21 protein-coding genes are annotated in these 21,169 nt (G+C 73.8%); 14 read left to right on the top strand and 7 right to left on the bottom strand.

Translation table 11 applies throughout. The features are described from left to right. The first annotated feature begins 48 nt into the window (after nucleotides 1-48). Nucleotides 49-240: a hypothetical protein gene (locus V6V16_RS05690; RefSeq protein ID WP_334560088.1), complete on the top strand. Its 192-nt coding sequence runs from the start codon at nucleotides 49-51 to the stop codon at nucleotides 238-240. A 102-nt stretch (nucleotides 241-342) separates the two neighbouring features. On the opposite strand, the gene V6V16_RS05685 is transcribed toward V6V16_RS05690, so the two are convergent. The 4 genes from V6V16_RS05685 to V6V16_RS05670 form a co-directional block, all read right to left on the bottom strand. Continuing rightward, a complete protein-coding gene (locus tag V6V16_RS05685; RefSeq protein WP_334560086.1) occupies nucleotides 343-1,788 on the bottom strand; it encodes an SDR family NAD(P)-dependent oxidoreductase in 1,446 nt (481 codons plus the stop codon). A gap of 121 nt (nucleotides 1,789-1,909) precedes the next feature. Continuing rightward, the gene (locus V6V16_RS05680; protein ID WP_334560083.1) at nucleotides 1,910-2,341 is read right to left on the bottom strand and encodes a hypothetical protein; all 432 of its coding nucleotides are present in this window, start codon (nucleotides 2,339-2,341) and stop codon (nucleotides 1,910-1,912) included. A gap of 179 nt (nucleotides 2,342-2,520) precedes the next feature. Next, nucleotides 2,521-3,726 carry a cation:proton antiporter gene (locus V6V16_RS05675; protein WP_334560080.1) on the bottom strand — a complete coding sequence of 402 codons (1,206 nt, stop codon included), beginning with the start codon at nucleotides 3,724-3,726 and terminating at the stop codon, nucleotides 2,521-2,523. A 7-nt stretch (nucleotides 3,727-3,733) separates the two neighbouring features. Further along, complete coding sequence (locus tag V6V16_RS05670) at nucleotides 3,734-4,234, bottom strand: cation:proton antiporter regulatory subunit (protein WP_334560077.1); 501 nt, start codon at nucleotides 4,232-4,234, stop codon at nucleotides 3,734-3,736. 431 nt (nucleotides 4,235-4,665) lie between these two features. Between V6V16_RS05670 and clpB the strand changes: the two genes are divergently transcribed. From clpB to V6V16_RS05605, 13 genes are all read left to right on the top strand, one after another. Continuing rightward, the gene (clpB, locus tag V6V16_RS05665; protein ID WP_334560074.1) at nucleotides 4,666-7,257 is read left to right on the top strand and encodes an ATP-dependent chaperone ClpB; all 2,592 of its coding nucleotides are present in this window, start codon (nucleotides 4,666-4,668) and stop codon (nucleotides 7,255-7,257) included. Nucleotides 7,258-7,362: 105 nt separating this feature from the next. Next, a complete protein-coding gene (locus V6V16_RS05660; protein WP_334560071.1) occupies nucleotides 7,363-7,743 on the top strand; it encodes a hypothetical protein in 381 nt (126 codons plus the stop codon). Between the two features lie 161 nt (nucleotides 7,744-7,904). Then, complete coding sequence (locus V6V16_RS05655; protein ID WP_334560068.1) at nucleotides 7,905-8,531, top strand: DUF4178 domain-containing protein; 627 nt, start codon at nucleotides 7,905-7,907, stop codon at nucleotides 8,529-8,531. After that, nucleotides 8,531-9,037, top strand: a complete 507-nt coding sequence (locus V6V16_RS05650; RefSeq protein WP_334560065.1) for a DUF2617 family protein — start codon at nucleotides 8,531-8,533, stop codon at nucleotides 9,035-9,037. Before V6V16_RS05655 ends, V6V16_RS05650 begins: the two co-directional genes overlap by 1 nt. Continuing rightward, a complete protein-coding gene (locus V6V16_RS05645) occupies nucleotides 9,034-9,459 on the top strand; it encodes a DUF4247 domain-containing protein (RefSeq protein WP_334560062.1) in 426 nt (141 codons plus the stop codon). Before V6V16_RS05650 ends, V6V16_RS05645 begins: the two co-directional genes overlap by 4 nt. 31 nt (nucleotides 9,460-9,490) lie before the next feature. Next, nucleotides 9,491-9,913 (top strand): DUF350 domain-containing protein, encoded by a 423-nt coding sequence (locus V6V16_RS05640; RefSeq protein WP_334560059.1) that lies wholly within the window; start codon nucleotides 9,491-9,493, stop codon nucleotides 9,911-9,913. Continuing rightward, the gene (locus V6V16_RS05635; RefSeq protein ID WP_334560056.1) at nucleotides 9,913-10,701 is read left to right on the top strand and encodes a hypothetical protein; all 789 of its coding nucleotides are present in this window, start codon (nucleotides 9,913-9,915) and stop codon (nucleotides 10,699-10,701) included. The genes V6V16_RS05640 and V6V16_RS05635 overlap by 1 nt, the downstream gene beginning before the upstream one ends. Further along, on the top strand, nucleotides 10,698-12,266 hold the full coding sequence (locus V6V16_RS05630; RefSeq protein WP_334560053.1) for a polyamine aminopropyltransferase: 1,569 nt from the start codon (nucleotides 10,698-10,700) through the stop codon (nucleotides 12,264-12,266). The genes V6V16_RS05635 and V6V16_RS05630 overlap by 4 nt, the downstream gene beginning before the upstream one ends. Before the next feature lie 111 nt (nucleotides 12,267-12,377). Beyond that, nucleotides 12,378-13,205, top strand: a complete 828-nt coding sequence (locus V6V16_RS05625; protein ID WP_334560050.1) for a hypothetical protein — start codon at nucleotides 12,378-12,380, stop codon at nucleotides 13,203-13,205. A gap of 73 nt (nucleotides 13,206-13,278) precedes the next feature. Next, nucleotides 13,279-13,944: a hypothetical protein gene (locus tag V6V16_RS05620; RefSeq protein WP_334560048.1), complete on the top strand. Its 666-nt coding sequence runs from the start codon at nucleotides 13,279-13,281 to the stop codon at nucleotides 13,942-13,944. Between the two features lie 8 nt (nucleotides 13,945-13,952). Continuing rightward, complete coding sequence (locus V6V16_RS05615) at nucleotides 13,953-14,762, top strand: SDR family NAD(P)-dependent oxidoreductase (protein WP_334560043.1); 810 nt, start codon at nucleotides 13,953-13,955, stop codon at nucleotides 14,760-14,762. A 167-nt stretch (nucleotides 14,763-14,929) separates the two neighbouring features. Beyond that, entirely contained in the window at nucleotides 14,930-15,469 is a 540-nt protein-coding gene (locus tag V6V16_RS05610; RefSeq protein ID WP_334560040.1) for an orotate phosphoribosyltransferase, read from the top strand. Nucleotides 15,470-15,526: 57 nt separating this feature from the next. Next, nucleotides 15,527-15,904, top strand: a complete 378-nt coding sequence (locus tag V6V16_RS05605) for an ArsR/SmtB family transcription factor (RefSeq protein ID WP_089002658.1) — start codon at nucleotides 15,527-15,529, stop codon at nucleotides 15,902-15,904. 58 nt (nucleotides 15,905-15,962) lie between these two features. Here the strand turns inward: V6V16_RS05605 and V6V16_RS05600 are convergent, their stop codons facing one another. The 3 genes from V6V16_RS05600 to V6V16_RS05590 all read right to left on the bottom strand — a co-directional run bounded on the left by V6V16_RS05600 (nucleotide 15,963) and on the right by V6V16_RS05590 (nucleotide 20,965). After that, nucleotides 15,963-16,676 (bottom strand): DedA family protein, encoded by a 714-nt coding sequence (locus tag V6V16_RS05600; RefSeq protein WP_334560036.1) that lies wholly within the window; start codon nucleotides 16,674-16,676, stop codon nucleotides 15,963-15,965. A gap of 294 nt (nucleotides 16,677-16,970) precedes the next feature. Further along, entirely contained in the window at nucleotides 16,971-19,496 is a 2,526-nt protein-coding gene (locus V6V16_RS05595; protein ID WP_334560033.1) for a polynucleotide kinase-phosphatase, read from the bottom strand. Continuing rightward, on the bottom strand, nucleotides 19,493-20,965 hold the full coding sequence (locus V6V16_RS05590; protein ID WP_334560030.1) for a 3' terminal RNA ribose 2'-O-methyltransferase Hen1: 1,473 nt from the start codon (nucleotides 20,963-20,965) through the stop codon (nucleotides 19,493-19,495). Before V6V16_RS05590 ends, V6V16_RS05595 begins: the two co-directional genes overlap by 4 nt. Between the last annotated feature and the right edge of the window lie 204 nt (nucleotides 20,966-21,169).

Raw genomic sequence — 21,169 nt, 5'->3', positions numbered from 1 at the left:
ACGGACCAACCCGCTCATATCGGTCCGACCGGCACGCGAGGGGGAGCGATGGCGGAACCGGCGAAGAAGGTCGCCCGGCAGGCGGAGGAGCGGCTCGACCGGGTGGCCGAGAACGTGCGGGAGAAGTTCGACCGGCTCACCCGGGGGCGCTCGGGGGCCGCGACCGACGGGCGCTTCGTCGACCAGGTCGACCACGGCGTCGACCAGGGCCGGGCCGAGAGCCGCCCGCGCGGGCGCTGACCGGCCGGCGACGTGCGGGCCGGGACCCACGGGGGGCCCCGGCCCGTTCGCCGCGTGCGGGGGCCCGGCCCGTGGGCCGCGTCAGTGGGGGTGGGGTGGCGGTCACCAGGCGCAGGGCGCGTAGTCCTTGAGGAAGCATCCGTACAGGTCCTCGCCGAGTTCGCCGCGGACGATCGGGTCGTACACCCGGGCCGCGCCGTCGACCAGGTCCAGCGGGGCGTGGAAGCCGGCCTCCGCCAGCCGCATCTTCGTCGGGTGGGGTCGCTCGTCGGTGATCCAGCCGGTGTCGACGCTGGTCATCAGGATGCCGTCGGTCAGCATCTCCTGGGCGCTGGTCCGGGTCAGCATGTTCAGCGCGGCCTTGGCCATGTTGGTGTGCGGATGCCCCGGCCCCTTGTAACCGCGGCCGAACTGGCCCTCCATCGCCGACACGTTCACCACGTACTTGCGGCGCGCGGTCGCTGCGGCCATCGCCGGCCGCAGCCGGCTGACCAGCACGAAGGGCGCCGTCACGTTGCAGAGTTGCACTTCGAGCAGCTCCACCGGGTCCACCTCGTGCACCCGCTGCACCCAGCTGTTGACCGGGTCGAGGTCCGGCACCAGCCCGCCCGCGTCGATGGCGGTGGCCGCCGCGATCCGCTCCGGCGAGGCCGAGCCGCTGGTCAGCGCAAGCGCGGTGAGCGCCTGCGGGGTGAGCGCCGCTGACTGCGGGCCGGCCAGCTCGCCCTGGCCGGCCGGCTTGGCGAACGTGACAAGCTCCGGCAGCGGGCCGTCCGGCAGCGCGGCCGACTCCGCGGCGACCAGTTGCGCGTACGCCCCGGGGGTGCGGCGGACGGTCTGCGCCGCGTTGTTGATCAGGATGTCGAGCGGGCCCTGTTCGCTGACCGAGTCGGCGAGGGCGATCACCTGGGCGGGGTCGCGCAGGTCGATCCCGACGATCCGCAGGCGGTGCAGCCAGTCCCCGCTGTCCGGCATCGCGGCGAACCGGCGTACCGCGTCGTGCGGGAAGCGCGTGGTCACGGTGGTGTGCGCGCCGTCGCGCAGCAACCGCAGCGCGATGTACATGCCGATCTTCGCCCGGCCGCCCGTCAACAGGGCGCGCCGCCCGGTCAGGTCGGTGCGGGCGTTGCGACGCTCCCGGTTGAGCGCGGCGCAGGAGGGGCAGAGCTGGTGGTAGAAGGCGTCCACCTCGCGGTAGCGCTGCTTGCAGACGTAGCAGCCGCGCGGGTTGTGCAGGAGCCCGGCCGTCGCGCCCTCGGTGGGGGAGGTGAGCGGGATGCCCTGGGTCTCGTCGTCGATGCGGCCCGGGGCGCCGGTGGCGGTGGCCGCCGTCACCGCCTGGTCGGCCGCCGCGATGGCGTCCCGCCGTTCCACGCGGCGACGCTGCTTGATCACCTTGTAGAGCCTCGCGGTGGCCCGCTGCACCCGGACCACGTCGGGGTGGTCGGGCGGCAGGTCCTCCAACGCCTCGAAGACGCTGAGGCAGGTCTCCAGCTGGCTCCGGTCGATGCCGTCGTGGCCGGTCCCGGTAGTGTCGTCCGCCGTCATATCGTCACTGTCTCGCCTGTTGTCCCTGTTCCCTGGGCCGGAACTTCCCGGCCCACCCCGAGTCCGACCCGGAACTGTACGCACCGCGGGGCCGCCGGCGCATCCCGCGTCGCCCGGGTGCTCAGGCGATGCGGCGGTTCTCGCGTACCAGGCCGCCCTCGCACCAGTCCCGGTAGGCGAAGAGCTCCGGCCGGGCCAGCAGCACCCGGCTGTTGTACGCCCAGGTGCGCATCAGCTCGTCGCCGTTGCGCTCGGCCTGCTCCACCAGCTTGCGGAAGCGTCGCTTCGGGTGGGCGCGGAAGTTCGTCCGGATGCCGTCGGCGGCGTAGATGTAGAGGCAGTGCAGCGCGAACCGGCGCGCCGGGCAGGCCGGATCCATCGCCAGCTCGAAGAGCACCGCCACCAGCCGGTCGCCGGAGACCAGCAGATCCCAGTCCGGCGGCATCGAGGCCAGCGGCACGGAGTCCGGCTGGTAGGCCCACGCCCGCAGCTCGGCGGGGCTGGGGTCGACGGGGTTGGCGAAGCCGTGGAACGTCGACTCCTGCACGCTCACCGGCCAACCTTCCGCTCTCGTCCGCAGGGGGCGTCGGCCACCCGGGAGCTCTGGCTGCTGGGGCGAAACGGTAACCCGGCGCGCTGACCAGCGGTAGACCCCGCAGGGGAGCAATTCGCCAGACCGTCGGCCGAGGCCCGGGCACCCGTACGGTCACCCGGGCCCCGGCCGACGAGGTCTCAGTCGGGCACGGGCGCCGTCCGCGCCCGCTGCATCGCGCCGCGCTGGCGCAACCAGCGCTTGAACCACGCGTAGTCGGGCAGCCGCGCCAGCATCGGCCCGGTCACCACGGTGATCAGCACGTACGCCGTGGCGAGCGCCGCCAGTTTCGGCTCGACGCTGCCGGCGGCCACCGCGAGTCCGGCGATGACGATGGAGAACTCGCCCCGGGGCACCAGGGCGAGCCCGGCCCGCCAGCGACCGGGCTCGGCGATGCCGACCCGGCGCGCCGCCAGGTAGCCGGTGAGGGTCTTCGTCGCCATGGTGACGAGGGCCAGCGCGAGCGCGGGCAGCAGCACCGGCGGGATGTCCCGCGGGTCGGTGACCAGCCCGAAGAAGACGAAGAAGACCGCCGCGAACAGGTCCCGCAGCGGCGTGAGCAGCTCCGTGGCGTGGTGCGCCACCGGCCCGGAGAGCGCGATGCCGACCAGGAACGCCCCGACCGCCGCCGACACCTGGAGCTTCGCCGCGAGGCCCGCCACCAGCAGGGTCATCCCGAGCACGCCGAGCAGCAGCGCCTCCGGGTCCTTCGCCGACATGGCGTTGGAGATCAGGTTGCTGTAGCGGATGGCGACCACCAGCACCAGGAGCACGGTGCCGACCGCGACGCCGAGCGCGATCCCGCCGCCGAGCAGGCCGGTGCCGGCGAGCACGGCTGTCAGCAGGGGCAGGTACAACGCCATGGCCAGGTCCTCGATCACCAGGACCGAGAGGATCACCGGCGTCTCCCGGTTACCGAGGCGGCCCAGGTCGCCGAGCACCTTGGCGATGACGCCGGAGGAGGAGACCCAGGTGATGCCGGCGAGCACCAGCGCGGCCACCCAGTCCCACCCGAGCAGCAGCGCGAACGCCGCCCCCGGCAGTGCGTTGAGCAGTCCGTCGATCAGACCGGCGGGGGCCGCGGAGCGCAGGTTGCCGACGAGCTCGTTGGCCGAGTATTCCAGGCCCAGCATCACCAGCAGCAGGATCACGCCGATCTCGGCGCCGACCGCGAAGAACTCCTCGCTGGCGTTGAGCGGAAGCAGCCCACCGTGCCCGAACGCGAGCCCGGCGAGCAGGTAGAGGGGGATGGGCGAGAGACCGATGCGGCGGCTCAGCCGGCCCAGGAGGCCGAGCAGGAACAGCAGCGCGCCGACTTCGACGAGCAGGGTTGTCGTGTGGTGCATCCGCGCCTCAGCCGTCCGGGTCGCTGTCGGCGAGGATGGCTGTCACCCCGTCGAGCCCCTTGCGGGTCCCCACGACGACCACCACGTCACCGGCCGCGAAGCGGAAGGACGGGTCCGGCGAGGCGATCACCTCGCCGTGGCGCAGCACCGCGACGATCGAGGCGCTCGTACGGGAGCGGGCCTGCGTGTCGCCGAGCCTGCGGTTCACGTACTTCGACCCGGCCGGAATGGCGATCTGCTCGGTGAGCAGCCCGGCGGCCTGGTCGCGCAGCCCGGAGAGCTGACCCAGCATCAGCGACGCGCCGAGGATGTCGGCGAGCGCTTCCGCCTCGTCGTCGGTCAGCGGTATGTCGTGCTGGCATGAGTCAGGATCGTCCGGGTCGTACAGGACGAGGTCACGGCGGCCATTGCGGTGGGAGACGACGCCGAGGCGGCGACCGGACTCCGTCAACAGATCGTGACGGACCCCGATGCCGGGCAGGGCGGTCTGTTCGACACGTACGCGCACGGCGCCAGGCTACTCTCCGCCGTCACCTGCGAGACCGCTCAGGACGAAGCCCTCCGCTGAGTGAGCCGTCAGTGCTCCTCCGCCACGGGAGGGGGGTGGGGGTCACTGCCCGTGCGGTTCGCCCGAGGGACGACCAGGGCGTACGACGAGGGGTCCGCTGCGGCCGCACCTCGGGGGGTGGGCGGCGGTGCGTGCGGCGGGCCGACCACGACGAGCCCCGCGCTCCCCGCCCGGCGGGGCGGGCGGGGAGTGATGTCGTAGACGGTTCAGCTCGAAAGGGCCGAACGCCGATGCCCCCGGCGCTCCGGTGCGACGATCTCGGGCGACACCGGGCCGAGCGGAGTGATCCGGCTCACACGGCCAGGGTTGAGCGGAATAGGCTCAACTCTGGTTGTGTCCTTCCCAGTGGACACGCCGATCCGGGGGAGCCCATGAACACGGAACGTCTCACCACCAAGAGCCGCGAGGCCATCACCGGTGCCGTCGCGCTGGCGAACCAGCGCGGCCACGCCACCGTGGAGCCCTGGCACCTGCTGCTGTCACTGCTGGACACCGACGGTTCGACCGCCGCCGGCCTGCTGCGCGCCGTCGGGGCCGACCCCGCCGAGCTGCGCCGGGCCGCCCAGCGCTCGGTCGACAACCTGCCCGCCGCGCGGGGCTCCAGCATCGCCGAGCCGACGCTGGCCCGGGAGTTCGTCAACGCCATCGGCGCCGCCGAGCAGATCGCCCGGCCGCTCGGCGACGAGTACACATCCACCGAGCACCTGCTCGCCGGCCTGGCCCGGGTGGGCGGCGCGGTGTCGAACGCGCTGAAGTCGGCCGGGGTCACCGAGGAGACACTGGTCGCCGCCTTCCCGTCGGTGCGCGGCGGGGACCGGCGGGTCACCAGTGCCGACCCGGAGCAGACCTACCAGGCCCTGGCCAGGTACGGCGTCGACCTGACCGCCAGCGCCCGCGACGGCAAGATCGACCCGGTGATCGGCCGGGACTCGGAGATCCGCCGGGTCATCCAGGTGCTCTCCCGGCGGACCAAGAACAACCCGGTGCTCATCGGTGAGCCGGGCGTCGGCAAGACGGCGATCGTCGAGGGTCTGGCCCAGCGGATCGTCGCCGGCGACGTGCCGGAGTCCCTGCGGGACAAGAAGCTCGTCTCGCTCGACCTCGGCGCGATGGTCGCCGGCGCGTCCTACCGGGGGCAGTTCGAGGAGCGGCTGAAGTCCGTCCTGGAGGAGATCAAGAACTCCGACGGCCGGGTCATCACCTTCCTCGACGAGCTGCACACCGTCGTCGGCGCCGGCAAGGGCGAGGGCTCGATGGACGCGGGCAACATGCTCAAGCCGATGCTGGCCCGCGGTGAGCTGCGGATGGTCGGCGCGACGACGCTGGACGAGTACCGCGAGCACATCGAGAAGGACCCGGCCCTGGAGCGCCGCTTCCAGCCGGTGCTGGTCGGCGAGCCGACCATCGAGGACACCATCGGCATCCTGCGCGGTCTCAAGGAACGCTACGAGGTGCACCACGGCGTACGCATCACCGACGCCGCCCTGGTCGCCGCCGCGTCGCTGTCGGACCGCTACATCGCCGACCGGTTCCTGCCCGACAAGGCGATCGACCTGGTCGACGAGTCGGCGTCGCGGCTCCGGATGGAGATCGACTCCCGGCCCGTCGAGGTGGACGAGATCGAGCGGGCCGTGCGCCGGATGGAGATCGAGGAGATGGCGCTGGCCAAGGAGCCGGACGCCGCCTCCGCCGAGCGGCTGGAGCGGCTGCGCAAGGAGCTGGCCGACAAGCGCGAGCAGCTCACCGCCCTGTCGGAGCGCTGGCAGCTGGAGAAGAGCCACATCACCAAGCTCTCCACCGCCAAGGAGGAGCTGGAGCGCCTCGGCGGCGAGGCCGAGCGGGCCGAGCGCGACGGCGAGCTGGAGCGCGCCGCCGAGCTGCGCTACGGCCGGATCCCCGCCCTCAAGGCCGAGCTGAAGCAGGCCGAGGAGGAGCTGGCCCGGCTCCAGGCCGAGGGGGCGATGCTCAAGGAGGAGGTCGGCGCCGACGACATCGCCGCCGTGGTCGCCACCTGGACCGGCATCCCCGCCGGCCGGCTGCTGGAGGGCGAGACCGCAAAGCTGCTGCGGATGGAGGAGTCCCTCGCCGCCCGCGTGGTCGGTCAGGCCGAGGCGGTCGGCGCCGTCTCCGACGCGGTACGCCGCGCCCGGGCCGGCGTCGCCGACCCCGACCGCCCCACCGGCAGCTTCCTCTTCCTCGGCCCGACCGGCGTCGGCAAGACCGAGCTGGCCAAGGCGCTCGCCGAGTTCCTCTTCGACGACGAGCGGGCCATGGTCCGCATCGACATGAGCGAGTACGGCGAGAAGCACTCCGTCGCCCGGCTCGTCGGCGCCCCGCCCGGGTACGTCGGCTACGAGGAGGGCGGACAGCTCACCGAGGCGGTGCGCCGCCGGCCGTACTCGGTGATCCTGCTGGACGAGGTGGAGAAGGCCCACCCGGACGTCTTCGACATCCTGCTCCAGGTGCTCGACGACGGCCGGCTCACCGACGGGCAGGGCCGGACGGTCGACTTCCGCAACGCGATCCTGGTCCTCACCTCCAACCTCGGCTCGTCGGTGATCGGCGACCTGACGCTGGCCGAGGAGCAGCGCCGGGAGGGCGTCCTCGCGGTGGTCCGGTCGCACTTCAAGCCGGAGTTCCTCAACCGCCTCGACGACATCGTGGTCTTCGCCGCGCTGCACGGGGACGACCTGCGCGCCATCGTCGACATCCAGCTCGACCGGATGCGCCGCCGTCTCGCCGACCGCCGGCTGGCCCTGGAGATCACCGAGCCGGCCCGGGTCTGGCTCGCCGAGCACGGGTACGACCCGATCTACGGCGCCCGCCCGCTGCGTCGCCTGGTCCAGACGGCGATCGGCGACCAGCTCGCCCGGGCACTCCTCGCGGGCCAGATCCGCGACGGCGACACGGTGCGGGTCGACCTGGCGGAGAGCAAGGACGCCCTGGCGGTCTCGGCGGCCTGACCACCGCACGGTCCCCGCGGGTTCGCGCCCCGGCCGGGTCACGGCCGGGGCGCGAACCTCTTGATCGACAGGGTGGGCGGCGGACCGGCGGGGAAGAGTGAGGGCATGTTCGGTATCGGGAAGAAACGGGACCGCGAGCTGGAAGCCGCGGTCGAGGAACTCGTCCGCGCCGACACGGTGGCGTTCGGCGGGGTGGGGATCGCCGGGACGCTGCTGCCGGTGACCGAGGCGTACCGGCGGGTGGAGGCGGCACTCGCCGAGGACCCCGACGGCATCCGCGTCCAGCTCGACCGCGTGCTCGACGAGGGCACCCCCGCCGGGCGCGTCTACGCCGCCACCCTGCTGGAGCGGGTAGACCCGCCGGCGGCTCGGGCGGCCTGGGCCAGGCTGGGCGACGACCCGGCCGAGTTCGGCACCTTCACCGGCTGCGTCATGGGCCGGACGACGCTGCGCGACCACGCCAGGGAGCGCCTCTCCCGCGACTGATCCGCGGTCGCGCCGCCGTCCCGGGAGCGCATGGCCCGGGCGGGCGGCCGTACGGACGCGGACACGCAAGGTAACGGTTATCTCACTCGTTCGACAGCGAGTTTCCCCAGGTGCGCGGGGTTGTTACCGTCTCCGCCGACGTACCTGGGGAGGTGGTCGGCTTGAACGGGACGATCGTGTACGTGCTGGCGGCGGCGGGCTGTCTGGTCGGAGTGGCGGGCCTGGTGGTCGCCGCGGTGGCCCTGAGCCGGTCGCGGTCCCGCGAGCAGGGGCGGGCCAAGGAGCCGGGCGACCCGCTGCGGGACCGGGACGCCGACGCGCTGCGCGGCGACCCGCGCCGGCTGAAGCCCGGCGACATCGTCGAGATCCGGGGCGTGTCGTACGCGGTGCGCGGCTCGATCCGGCTGGTCGAGGGCGGCTGGAGCTGGGCCGAGCACCTGCTGGACGACGCCGCGGGCGTACGGCGTTGGCTCTCCGTCGAGGAGGACCCGGAGCTGGAGCTGGTGCTCTGGGGGGCCGAGCGGGGCGCCACCGTCACCCCGGGCGCGCCGACGATCGACTTCGCCGGCCGCCGCTACAACTGGAACGAGTCCGGGCAGGCCCGCTACACCGCCGTCGGCAACACCGGGCTCGACCCGAGCGGCACCATGCGTTACCACGACTACCAGGCGCCCGGCGGCGCCCGGCTCTCCTTCGAGGCGTACGGCGAGGCGGGCTGGGAGGTGGCGCTCGGCGAGCTGCTGCACCGGGGCGAAGTGATGATCTACCCGCAGGCCGAGGCCAGCTGATGCTCGTCACCCTCGACGCCCCGTACGTCGACACCAGCGCGGCCGACCTCAGCCTGGCGCTCGACGACGTCGAGCGACCCGCGCTGCACGTGCTCGACCTCGACCTGCCCGGCGGCGTCCGGCTGCGGCTGCGGCTGCTCGGCGCCTCGCACCAGGTGGTCCTGCACGCGCCCGGCGGGACGCTGACCGAGACGGTCGCCTGCCTGCCCGGCCGCCCGCCCGCGCTGCCCGGGGCGGTGCACGACGAGGCGAACGGCTACCGCTTCACCGCGACCGTGCTGCGGCCCGCCGGTGGCGGGCTGGGCGAACAGGTCGCCGCCCTCCGCGCCGACCTGGCCGACGACCCGTACGCGCTGGTGGGGGTCTTCCCCGGCGACGAGGACGCGGTGACGGCGCTCTCCGTACGCCCCGACCCGCCCGCCGGCACCCTCGCCTGGCGCACCTGGCACGCGTACCCCCAGACCAACGAGCTGGTCCTGACCGAGACGGTGGTGGCACTGCGATGACGTACCGACGCTGGTTCGTGGTGGGGGTGGCGTTCGCCGTCATCGGCGCCCTGGTCGCCGCCTTCGCCATCTTCTACGGCAACTTCTCCCCGCGCGGCTACGTCGAGGACAAGTACACCCGGGCGGCGAGCCGGGACATCGCCGGGAACGCCGTCGCCTACACCTCGACCCGGTCGCCGAGCCAGGTGGCCAAGGAGGTCACCGAGGCGTGGCAGCCGGCCGACCAGTACGTCGACGGCAGCGGCGTCTACCTGCGCTACGACGACGACTCGGTGGTGATCCTGCCGATCGCCGCCGGCTCGGTGATCCTGCTGGAGCGGATGCGCACCGCCTACCCCCGTTACCACTCCACGGTCGGCTCCCACTGGGGCTGGGGCCGTGGCAGCACCGTCCGGGGCGGCGGCCCCGGCAGCGGCAAGTGACGCACCGACCACCCTCACCCTGGAGCCTCCTGTGCAGACCCTCGTCACCGATCTGCTGGTCACCCTCGCCTACGGGGTGGTCGGCGTCCTGCTGATGGGTATCGGCTACGTCCTCGTGGACCTCGCCACCCCCGGCCGGCTCAACCAGCTGATCTGGACCGAGCGCAACCGCAACGCGGCGCTGCTGCTCGCCTCCAACCTGGCCGGCGTCGGCATCATCGTGGTCGCCGCGATCGCCGCCAGCGACGACGACTTCGTGCTCGGCATCGTCGGCGCGTTCGCGTACGGCATCCTCGGCCTGGTCATCATGGCGGCGGCGTTCGTGCTGCTCGACGTGGCGACGCCCGGCAAGCTGGGCGAGCTCCTGGTGGACCAGCAGCCGCACCCGGCGGTCTGGGTCTCCGCCGTCGTGCACCTCGCCACCGGCGCGATCATCGCCGCCGCGATCAGCTGATGGCGACGGCGAAGAAGCCCGGCGGGCAGCCCGCCAGCCCGTGGTTGGGCGTGGCGGTCCTCGGCGCCCTCGTGGTGACCTGCGGGATCTGCGCCGTGGGCTCGAACCTCGGCGACGACGACGGCGGCACCGCAGTCCCCCCGCCCACCACCACCCAGCGGGCCGACACCGTGCCGCTGCTCGCCCGGGCCGCGGAGAGCCAGGGAATCTGCTACGGCTGGCAGCTGGAGGGCCGCTACTCCAAGGTCGTCAACGTCGGCTCCAACCTCGGCGACGGCATCTCCGTCGAGGACAACCCGGCGTGCCCCCGCTGGATACGCATCACCGGGGAGGTCATCTACACCTCGCAGAGCAGCGAGTCCGACGACTACGCCTACGTCACCGTCGACGGCTCGGACGACTTCCGGCGCACGGACCTGCGCGGCGTCGAGCAGAACCTGGAACGGTTCGGCCTGACCGACAAGGTGTTCATCGACGACCCGGGCTGGGCGGTCACCCGCGCCGCCGTCAGCCTGCCGCTGCTCGTCGCCGAGCGGGGCCTCGCCGATCCCGCGCCGGTGTCGACCGCCGACCCGGCGACCCCGCCGGCCGCGCTGCCCGAGGCCGGCAGCGACTTCTGGCGGGACCGCTGGGGCTACGTCCTCGCCGTGGCCGGCCTGCTCCTGGTCACCGCGCTGCTCTTCGCCGCCGGCTTCTGGCAGCGCGGCCGCCAGCGCCGCAAGGAGGCCGAGGGGCAGGGGCGGACGGGGCAGGTCCGGGCCGCCGGGCGTACGCCGGAGGGCCGGTGACCGTCGACGCGCCGGCAACCGCGCGGTGGCGGCTGTCCCGCGCGGCGGTGCTCGTCGCGGTCTTCGTCTGCGCCGCCTGCGGCCTGGTCTACGAGCTCGCCCTGGTCGCCCTGGGCAGCTACCTGATCGGGGACACGGTCGGGCAGGCGTCGATCGTGCTCGGCGTGATGGTGTTCGCGATGGGGGTCGGGGCGCTCGCCGCCAAGCCGTTGCAGCCTCGCGCCGCCGCCGCGTTCGCCGCGATCGAGCTGGCCCTGGCCCTGCTCGGTGGCCTCTCCGTGCTCGGCCTCTACGCGGCCTTCGCGTGGCTGGACCTCTACGGCCCGGCGCTGATCGGCACCGCCTTCGTGCTCGGGCTGCTGATCGGCGCGGAGATCCCGCTGCTGATGGTGCTGCTGCAACGCATCCGCGAGCAGGCGGCCGGCAGCGCGGTGGCGGACCTGTTCGCCGCCGACTACGTCGGCGCGCTGCTCGGCGGGCTGGCCTTCCCCTTCCTGCTGCTGCCGGTCTTCGGCCAGCTCAAGGGGGCACTGGTGGTCGGCGCGGTGAACGCCGTCGCCGGGCTCGCGCTGGTCTGCACGGTCTTCCGGCGGGAGCTGAGCCGCCGGGCCCGGGTCGCGCTCGGCGCCGGCAGCGTCGTGGTCTTCCTCGGCCTCGGGTACGCGTGGGTGACCGCGCGCGACTTCGAGCTGACCGCCCGCCAGCAGCTCTACCGGGACCCGGTGGTGCACGCCGAGCGCAGCCGCTACCAGGAGATCGTGCTGACCCGCTCGGTCGCCGAGACCGGCCGTGCCGGCACCGACCTGCGGCTCTTCCTCAACGGCGACCTCCAGTTCAGCTCGGTCGACGAGTACCGGTACCACGAGGCGCTGGTGCATCCGGTGCTGAACGGCCCGCGCGGCGAGGTGCTGGTGCTCGGCGCGGGAGACGGCCTCGCCGTACGCGAGCTGCTGCGCTACCCGGACGTCCGGCGGATCACCGTGGTGGACCTGGACCCGGCGGTGGTGGCGCTGGCCCGCAGCGAACCGCAACTGCGCCGGCTCAACGCGGGGGCGCTCGACGACCCCCGGGTCCGGGTGGTGCACGCCGACGCGTTCTCGTGGCTGCGTACGGCCGCCGACCGGTTCGACGCGGTGGTCGCCGACCTGCCCGACCCGGACGAGACGGCCACCGCCAAGCTCTACACGGTCGAGTTCTACGCGCTGGTGCGGGCGGTGCTCGCCGAGGGCGGCCGGCTGGTGGTGCAGTCCGGATCGCCGTACTTCGCGCCCCGGTCCTACTGGTCGATCGACGCGTCGCTGCGCGAGGCGGGCTTCGCCACCACGCCGTACCACGTGGACGTGCCGTCCTTCGGCGACTGGGGCTTCCTGCTGGCCGCCCCCGGCCCGGCCGCGCCCGCCCTGGCACTGCCGCCGGAGGCGCCCGCGCTGCGCTTCCTCGACCCGGCGACGCTCTCCGCGGCCGGGTCCTTCCCCGCCGACCGCCGCCGGGTGGACGTGCCGGCCTCCACCCTGCTCCAGCCCCGGGTGCTCGAGTACGCCCGGGCGGAGTGGCGCGGTTACTGAGCGTCGACCGGGGTGCCGCCCCGCCCGTTCTCCGGCGGGTCGGCGTCCGTCTGACGTGCCCGACTGGCCCGACCTGGATACGGTGTGACCGCGATCTAGGGAAGGAGAATCATGGTCGATTCCCACAACACGCCGGCCCGCACCCGGCCGGGTCTGGTGACCATTTCCACGTATCTGCTGTGGCTGTTCGCGCTCATCCAACTCGTCAGCCTCATCATGACGCTCGCCACCCTCGGCACCGTATCGAGGGTGCTCGACGAGGCGTACCGGGGCACCGACGCGAACGGCACGCAGAACCTGGCCGACATCACCAAGATGATCACCATCGGCGGTGTCATCCTCACGCTCCTCATCGCGGTCGTACTGGCCGTGCTCGGGGTGTTCAACAACCGGGGCAAGAACGGTTCGCGGATCGCCACCTGGGTGGTCGGCGGCATCATGGTCTGCTGCACGGGCGGCGGCCTGGCCGGCAGCCTGGGCAGCGGCCTCGGCACCGGCCAGACCACCGGCGACGGGCCGAGCCCGGAGGAGATCCAGCGCCGCCTCGACGAGGCGCTGCCCGGCTGGTTCGGCCCGGTGAGCACGCTGCTCGGCGTGCTCGGGCTGCTCGCGCTGCTGGCCGCGCTGATCCTGCTGGCGTTGCCGAAGGCGAACGAGTTCTTCCGCAAGCCGAAGCAGGGTTGGGAGCCGCCGGTCCCCGGCGCGTCCTACCCGGGCCACCCGCAGGCGGGCGGTCAGCCCGGCTACCCGGCCACCCCGGGATACCCGGCGACGCCGGACCAGCCGCAGGCGCCCGGCTACCCGCCGGCTCCCGGCGGCCAGTCGCCGTCCGCGCCGTCGGGCGGGGGCCAGGCGCAGCCGGGGCAGCACGGATCCGCCCCGGGAGGTGGGGAGCCCGGGTCGGACCGTCCCGGCCCGACCCCGCCGCCGGTGAGTTGACCGGTCGATAACAGCGACGCCGACGGTCCCTCCGAGTAGGTTGCAACCCGAACGCCTACCGGAGGGACCCGTCGTGTCGTACCCCGAGCGGGCGCCGGCCCGTCGCCCGGCAGTGGTCGCGGCGGCCGTGGCGGTGCTGGCGCTGATGGCGGTCGCCGCCCTCGCGTTCGCCGCGACCGGGGTGGCGACCCGCGGCGCCACCGTGGACCGGTTCCGGGCCGCCGCCGCGGACACCTCGGCGCGCCCGGACCAGGTCGACCGGATGGTCACCCTGCTGGGCGCCTCCACCGCGCTGACGGCGGCGGTGAGCCTGCTGGCGGGGCTGCTCCTCGCCGGTCTCGCCCTCGGCCTGCGGGCCGGCCGGGACGGCGCGCGCACGGCCACCTGGGTGGTCAGCGGGTTGGGGCTGCCCTTCGGCTGCTGTGGGCTGGCACTGCTGGTCGGCCAGCGGGCCGCCCCGCTCACGGCGGGGGAGGACGACCGGGCGACCGACGAACTCTTCGGCCTCCTCGCCGACGCCTACCCCTCCTGGTGGATTCCGCTCGGCGCGGGGCTTTCCGTCGGCCAGGTGCTCGGTTACCTTGTGGTAGCCGTGCTGCTGGCCCTGCCGGCGGCGGGCGCCTGGTTCCGCCGTCGTCCCGCGTCGCCCGCCCCGCACGATCCCCCGCCGACGCCCGCCCCGTCCCCGTCGCACCAGCCGCCCGGGGCGCCGCCCGCGCCCCCGTACCCGCCGAGGTGAGGAACCCCGTGACGCTCGACAGGCCGGACAGCGAGCGGCGGGCCCTGATCACCGGAGCGACCGCCGGCATCGGTGCCGCCTTCGCCCGCCGGCTGGCCGCCGACGGCTGGCATCTCGTGCTGGTGGCCCGGGACGCGGCCCGGCTGGCCGGGACGGCGGCCGAGCTGACCGGGCGGCACGGTGGGCAGGTCGAGACGATCCCGGCCGACCTCTCCACCGACGACGGCTGCGCGGCGGTGGAGCGGCGGCTGGCCGAGGGGCCGGCGATCGACCTGCTCGTCAACAACGCCGGGATCAGCCTGAACACGCCGTTCCTGCGATCCTCCACCGAGGACGAGGCGCGGCTGCTGCGGCTCAACGTGCACGCCGTCATGCGGTTGACCCTCGCGGCCCTGCGTCCGATGACCGAACGGCGCCACGGGGCAGTGATAAATGTCTCTTCGGTGGCGGGGTTCGGGCCGGTCATGCCGGGTTCGACGTACTCCGCCAGCAAGGCGTGGGTGACCAATTTCAGCGAGTCGGTCGGCCTCTCCGCGCGGCCCTTCGGCGTACGCGTGCTGGCCCTCTGCCCCGGCTACACGCGTACGGAGTTCCACGACCGGGCCGGCATCAACATGTCCGGGACCCCGGGGTGGATGTGGCTGCGGGCCGAGGACGTGGTCGACGAGGCCCTGCGTGACCTGCGGAAAGGCAAGCTGGTGAGCGTGCCCGCGTGGAAGTACAAGCTCGCCGTCGCCGGGCTGCGGCACGCGCCCCGCCGGCTGCTGGAGGCGGTGTCCCGCGACAACCGGGGCCGCGCCGGCCGCGCCGACGGCTGATCTCCGGATCAGGGCCGCGTTCTCCGGCGGCTCGCGTCGATCGCCCGCCCGGCCGCCTGAACGGTCGCTCAGCGTAGCCAGCCATCGCCAGCCGTCGGTCGCTCCGAGGGCTGATCGGGGTGGACCCCACACCCGGCTCCCAGACTTGCGCAGTACCCTCTATCGCCATGGGGGACCACGACGACCTGCGTAAATTCATCACTGACCTGGCGGTGGTCCACGGCCGGGTGGTGCTCTCCTCCGGCCGCGAGGCCGACTGGTACGTCGATCTACGTCGCGTCACGCTCCATCACCAGGCTGCTCCATTGGTGGGGCGGGTGATGCGTGACCTGACGGCGGACTGGGAGTACGACGCGGTCGGCGGGTTGACCCTGGGGGCCGACCCGGTGGCGCTGTCGATGTTGCACGCCGCGTCCGGGGCCGGTCGCCCGCTGGACGCGTTCGTGGTTCGCAAGGCGGGTAAGGCACATGGGCTCCAGCGCCGGATCGAAGGGCCGGATGTGGCCGGCCGGCGGGTGTTGGCGGTGGAGGACACTTCCACGACCGGGGGAAGTGTGTTGACGGCGGTCGAGGCCCTTCGCGAGGTCGGGGCCGAGATCGTGGGTGTGGCGGTTATTGTTGATCGAGGCGCCGGCGACGCGGTGCGAGCCGCCGGACTGCCGTATCGGGCGGCCTATACGTTGGCTGACCTCGGCCTTGTGGCGTAAAAGTCTGCCGATTCGGATCCGCCGATATGCAGGCGGATCGATGCTGCTGGTGGAAGGATGGAATTCGTGGGAACTGCGTTGGCTGAAATGACTATGCCTCAGATCTCGCCGCTTGCCGGCGAGCCGATCGAACGTGCCGATGCCGAGCGTCTCGCGGGGGTCCTCAAGGCCCTCGCCGATCCCGCTCGGCTGCGGCTGCTCAGCCTGATCCAGTCGGCACCCGAGGGCGAGGCGTGCGTGTGCGACCTGACCGCGCCCCTCGGCCTCTCGCAGCCGACGGTCAGTCACCACCTGCGTATCCTCACCGAGGCCGGCTTGCTGGAGCGGGAGAAGCGCGGCGTCTGGGCGTACTACCGGCTGGTGCCGACCGCGATCGCCACGATCGCCGATCTGCTGACCCCGCCGCGCAAGCGCGCCACCAAGAAGGCTCGCTGAACCGTACCGATCGTCCGGTGCCATCCCCCACCGGGGACGGCGCCGGACGGCCGGGTGGTCAGTGCTTGCCGTAGTGCTCCCGGGTCTCCCGGATCGCCTCCTCGGCGGCGGCCCGCTCCTGCGCGGTGGTGCCACGCCTGGCGGCCATCCGCGCCCGCAGCAGCTCCACGGCGATCGGGACGACCGAGATCACCACGATCGCGATCAGGATCATCTCGATGTTCGCCTTGACGAACGGGATCTGGCCGAGGAAGTAGCCGAGCACGGTCACGCCCGTGCCCCAGAGCACGCCGCCGATCACGTTGTAGATGACGAACGTGCGGTAGTTCATCCGGCTGACCCCGGCGACGATCGGCGTGAACGTACGCACGATCGGCACGAACCGGGCCAGCACGATGGAGCGCGCCCCGTACTTCTCGAAGAACTCGTGCGCCTTGAGCACGTTCTCCTGCTTGAACAGCTTCGAGTTCGGCCGGCGGAACAGCGCCGGGCCGACCTTGCGGCCGAACGCGTACCCGACCTGGTCGCCGGCGATCGCCGCGATGGTGATGAGCAGGCAGACCAGCCACAGCGGGTAGGTGATGTACTTCCCGTCCGCGGTGAGCAGCCCCGCCGTGAAGAGCAGCGAGTCGCCCGGCAGGAAGAAACCGATCAGCAGGCCGGACTCGGCGAAGACGATGACCAGGATGCCGATCAGCCCGAACGTCGAGATCAACACCTCTGGATCGAGCCAGCTCGGCCCCAGGGCCAGGGTGGTGGTGGGCGTCGGCACGAGGCGACCTCCGAGGTATGCCGGTCGGGGACGGAACGTCCGTAGTCTAGGTGGCCGCCCCGCCGCCCCGGTGCTCGACGTCACACCGCCCGCTCGACGCGCCGGTGCCGACGGCCCCTCCGCGCGGGCGCCGCGCCGCCTCGGCGGAGCGCGACCACGAGTGTCCGGACCGCGCCGCCCACCACGCCGTCGACCGACCGACGGGCTCGCCGCGACGCCGCGACCGCGCGGCCCGGTCGGACGGGCCGGCCGGGCCCGTCCCGTGACACGGGCCCGGGTCGGGGCGTGCCCCGCCTACAGCCGGGGGTCGACCGGCTCGGACTCGCAGGCCAGGATCGCGAAGACCAGCTCGTGCCGGCGCCACAGCGGGGCGCCGGCGACCAGCGCGTCCAGCGCCGCCAGCCCCAGCCCGTGCTCGCGCAGCGCCAGGCCCCGCTTGCGCCCCAGCGACCGGCGGCGCAGCGCGCCGAGCTGCTCCGGCTCGTCGTAGCCCGGACCGTAGATGATCCGCAGGTACTCCCGGCCCCGGCACTTGATGCCCGGCTGGAGCAGCGAACCCCGCTCGGTGCGGGCCGCCGGTCCGGCGTACGGCTTCACCACCATGCCCTCGCCCCCAACGGCCGTCAGCGCCAGCCACCACTCGGTGGCGGCCGCCTCGGCGGCCGGATCGGCCAGGTCGACCACCTCACGCCGGGTCGGCGTGAAGAACTCCGGGTCGGCGGCGCAGAGCCGGTCGGCCAACCCGAGGTGCCAGCCGTGGTCCCGGTCGGCGTAGCTGGCCTTCGCCCCGGCCAGCACCGCGAACGGGGCCAGGGTCACCCCGCGCAACCCGTCGGTCGGCCCCACGTACGCCCGGTAGGCCGCCGAGTAGGCCAGGATCTCGTCGTGTCGGCGGGCCATCCGGTCGCGCAGCCCGTCGACCGGCAGCCCTCGCCCGACCGCCGCCTCCAGCGCGGCCAGTGCCGCCGGCAGTGCGGCCCGGCCGGCGGCGCCCACCCCGGCGTACTGCTCGCGGATCAGGCCGCCCGCCTTCGCCGACCAGGGCAGCAGCTCGCAGTCGAGCAGCAGCCACTCCGTGTCCAGCTCGTCCCAGAGCCCCGCCCCGCTTACCGCCGCGCGCACCCGGTCGAGCAGCTCGGCGTCGAGCGGCGCCCCGAAGAACGGCCGGCCGGTACGCGTGTGCGCCACGCCGCCGCCCGGACCGAACAGGCCGCCGTCCGGGTCCCGGCAGACCAGCACCACCGCCCGCGAGCCCATGTGCTTCTCCTCGCAGACCACCCGGTCCACGCCCGCCGCGCGGTAGTCGGCGAACGCCTGCGCGGGGTGCTCCAGGAAGCCGTCGACGGTGGACGTCGAGCAGGGCGCCATCGTCGGCGGAAGCCAGGCCAGCCAGCGCGGGTCGACCGCGAAGCGGCTCATCACCTCCAGCGCCGCGGCGGCGTTCTCCGCCGGCACGGTGAGCGACCCGTACGGGTGCTCGACGTGCCGCCGCCCCGCCACGTCGGTCAGCTCCAGCACCTCGTCCGGCCGGGCCGGGGCGGCGGCCAGCGGGCGGACCGGGGCGTACCACTCCCGCTCCGCCGGCACCGACACCAGCTCCTTCTCCGGGTAGCGCAGCGCGGTGAGCCGGCCGCCGAAGACGCAGCCGGTGTCGACGCAGATGGTGTTGTTCACCCACTCCGGCACGGCGGCGGGCGTGTGCCCGTACACCACCATCGCCGAGCCCCGGTACTCCCGAGCCCACGGGTGGCGCACCGGCAGCCCGTACTCGTCGGTCTCGCCGGTGGTCTCGCCGTAGAGCGCGAACGAGCGCACCCGGCCCGACGCTCGGCCCTGGTACGCCTCCTTCAGCCCGGCGTGCGCGACCACCAGCCGGCCGCCGTCCAGCACGAAGTGGCTGACCAGGGCGTCGATGAAGCCCGCCACCTCGGCCACGAAGCCGTCCGGCTCCGCCGCCAGCTGCGCCATCGTCTCGGCCAGCCCGTGGGTGAGCCGCACGTCGCGGCCGCGCAGCTTGCGCAGCAGCTTCTGCTCGTGGTTGCCGGGCACGCAGATCGCGTGCCCGGCGGCGACCATGCCCATCACCAGGCGGAGCACGCCGGGGGAGTCCGGGCCGCGGTCCACCAGGTCACCGACGAAGACGGCGGTACGCCCCGACGGGTGTGTCGCGTCGACCGGCCGTCCCCGCTCGTCGCGGCGCAGCTCCCAGCCGAGCCGGACGAGCAGCGCCTCCAGCTCGGCGCGGCAGCCGTGCACGTCCCCGACGATGTCGAACGGCCCGGTCAGCTCCCGCCGGTCGTTGAACAGCTTCTCGTAGCGGATCTCGGCCGCGTCGATCTCCTCGACGCCGCGCAGCACGTGCACCTTGCGGAAGCCCTCCCGGGCCAGCAGCCCGTACGACCGGCGCAGGTCGCGCTGCATCCGGGCGAGCACCTGCCGGCCGAAGGTGCGCTCGGCGCGCCCCTCGGTGCGTTCCCACGCCAGCGCCTCGGGCACGTCCAGCACGACCGCCACCGGCAGCACGTCGTGCTCGCGGGCCACCCGCACCAGGGCCGCCCGGGCGTGCGGCTGGAGATTGGTCGCGTCGACCACGGTGAGCAGTCCCCGACGCAGCCGCGTGGCGGCGACGTGGTGCAGCGCGTCGAACGCGTCGGCGGAGGCGGACTGGTCGTTCTCGTCGTCGGCCACCATCGCCCGGAACGTGTCGGAGGAGAGCACCTGGCTGGGCTGGAAGTGCCGGCGCGCGAAGGTGGACTTGCCGGAGCCGGAGACGCCGACGAGCGCGACCAGGGCCAGCTCGGGGATGTCGAGAGTGGTCACGGGTTCTCCTTCCGGGTCAGCACGACGAGCTGGGTGGGGGCGCCGACCTCGGGATCGTCGTCGCCCACCCCGCCGATCGCGGCGGAGTAGCCGTACGTGGCGGTCACCCGCCCGACCCAGTCGGCGAACTCCGCGCGGCTCCACTCGAAGCGGTGGTCGGCGTGTCGGAACCGCCCGGCGGGCAGCCCCTCGTAGCGGACGTTGTACTCGGCGTTCGGCGTGGTCACCACGACGGTGGCCGGCCGGGCGTGACCGAGCACGGCGTCCTCCAGGGCCGGCAGCCGGGGCGGGTCGACGTGCTCGATCACCTCCATCAGCACCGCCGCGTCGTACCCGCGCAACCGGTCGTCGCGGTAGGTCAGCGCGGACTGCCAGAGCCGGATCCGGTCGCGCTGCCGCTCTGGCAGGCGGTCCAGCCGCAGCCGCCGCGCGGCCATGGCCAGCGCGTGCGCGGAGACGTCGGTGCCGACGATCTCGGTGAACCGCCGGTCGCCGACCAGCGCGGCGAGCAGGGCCCCGCCGCCGCAGCCGAGATCCAGCACCCGGCTGGCACCCGCCTCCACCAGCGCGGCGAGCACCGCCTCCCGCCGGCGCGCGGCCAGTGACGCCCGGCGGGCCGTGGCCGGCCCGCCCTCCCCGGCCGCCCCGCCCGTGGGCGTCCCGTCGGCGGTGGCCTCGTCCGCGGCCGACCCGTCGGCGGCCGGCTCGTCGGTCGGGCGTCGCTCGGCCAGGCGGGCCAGGGCCAGCCCGGCGAGCGCCCGCCGGTGCGCCAGGTAGCGGCGGGTGATCATGTCGCGCTCCGGGTGGCCGGCCAGCCAGCCCTCGCCGGCCCGGAGCAGTTTGTCCACCTCGTCCGGCGCGACCCAGTAGTGCTTGGCGTCGTCCAGCACCGGCAGCAGGACGTAGAGGTGGTTGAGCGCGTCGGAGACCCGCAGCGTGCCGGTCAGCGCCAGGTCGACGTACCGGCTGTCGCCCCACTCCGGGTGCCGCTCGTCGAGGGCGATCGGGGTGGCGGTCACCGCCCAGCCCAGCGGGGCGAACAGCCGGACGGCCACGTCCGCGCCGCCCCGGCAACGCAGCACCGGCACCCGCACCTCCAGCGGGATCGGCGTACGGGCCAGTTCGGGGCGGTCGCGGGACTCGCCGCGCAGGGCGGAGCGGTACACCCTGGACAGCGCGGAGGAGAGCAGGCTGGACGCGGCGTACGGCCGGTCGTTGACGTACCGCCCGAGGGTGAAGCTCTCCGGGGCGGCGGCCTGCTGCCGACCCCGACCCCGCGCGCCGGCCAGCCGCAGCGGGTCGACGTCGAGCAGGAGGGCGGCGGTGCAGCGCTGCTCGCCCGCCTCGGGATAGAAGACGTGCGCGGTGCCGACCGGCACGTCGAAGGAGTGCGCGCGGTCGGGGTGCTTGACCAGCAGGTGACCGAGGTCGGTCGCCGGGCGGTGGGTGGTGGTCAATGTGAGCAGCACACGCTCATGGTGTCAGCCGCTTCGATCTTGCGTCGTCCCGTTTTCGGGGTGCTCGCGGTGGGGCTCCCCCGGAAGCCTCCGGTGGTGCGGGTTCGTCCGGTCGTGTCGGCCAGGGGTGGTGGGGCGCGCGTGCCGCTCGGGGTGGGGTCTTGGCGGCGGGCGCGGACGTGAGGTGCCCCGCCGGCCGGGTGGCCGGCGGGGCAC

The organism is Micromonospora sp. CPCC 205561, assembly GCF_036906775.1.
Taxonomy (GTDB): Bacteria; Actinomycetota; Actinomycetes; order Mycobacteriales; family Micromonosporaceae; genus Micromonospora.
Note: the sequence above shows the minus strand (reverse complement) of the source record. Positions and strands in the feature narration are given on the sequence as shown.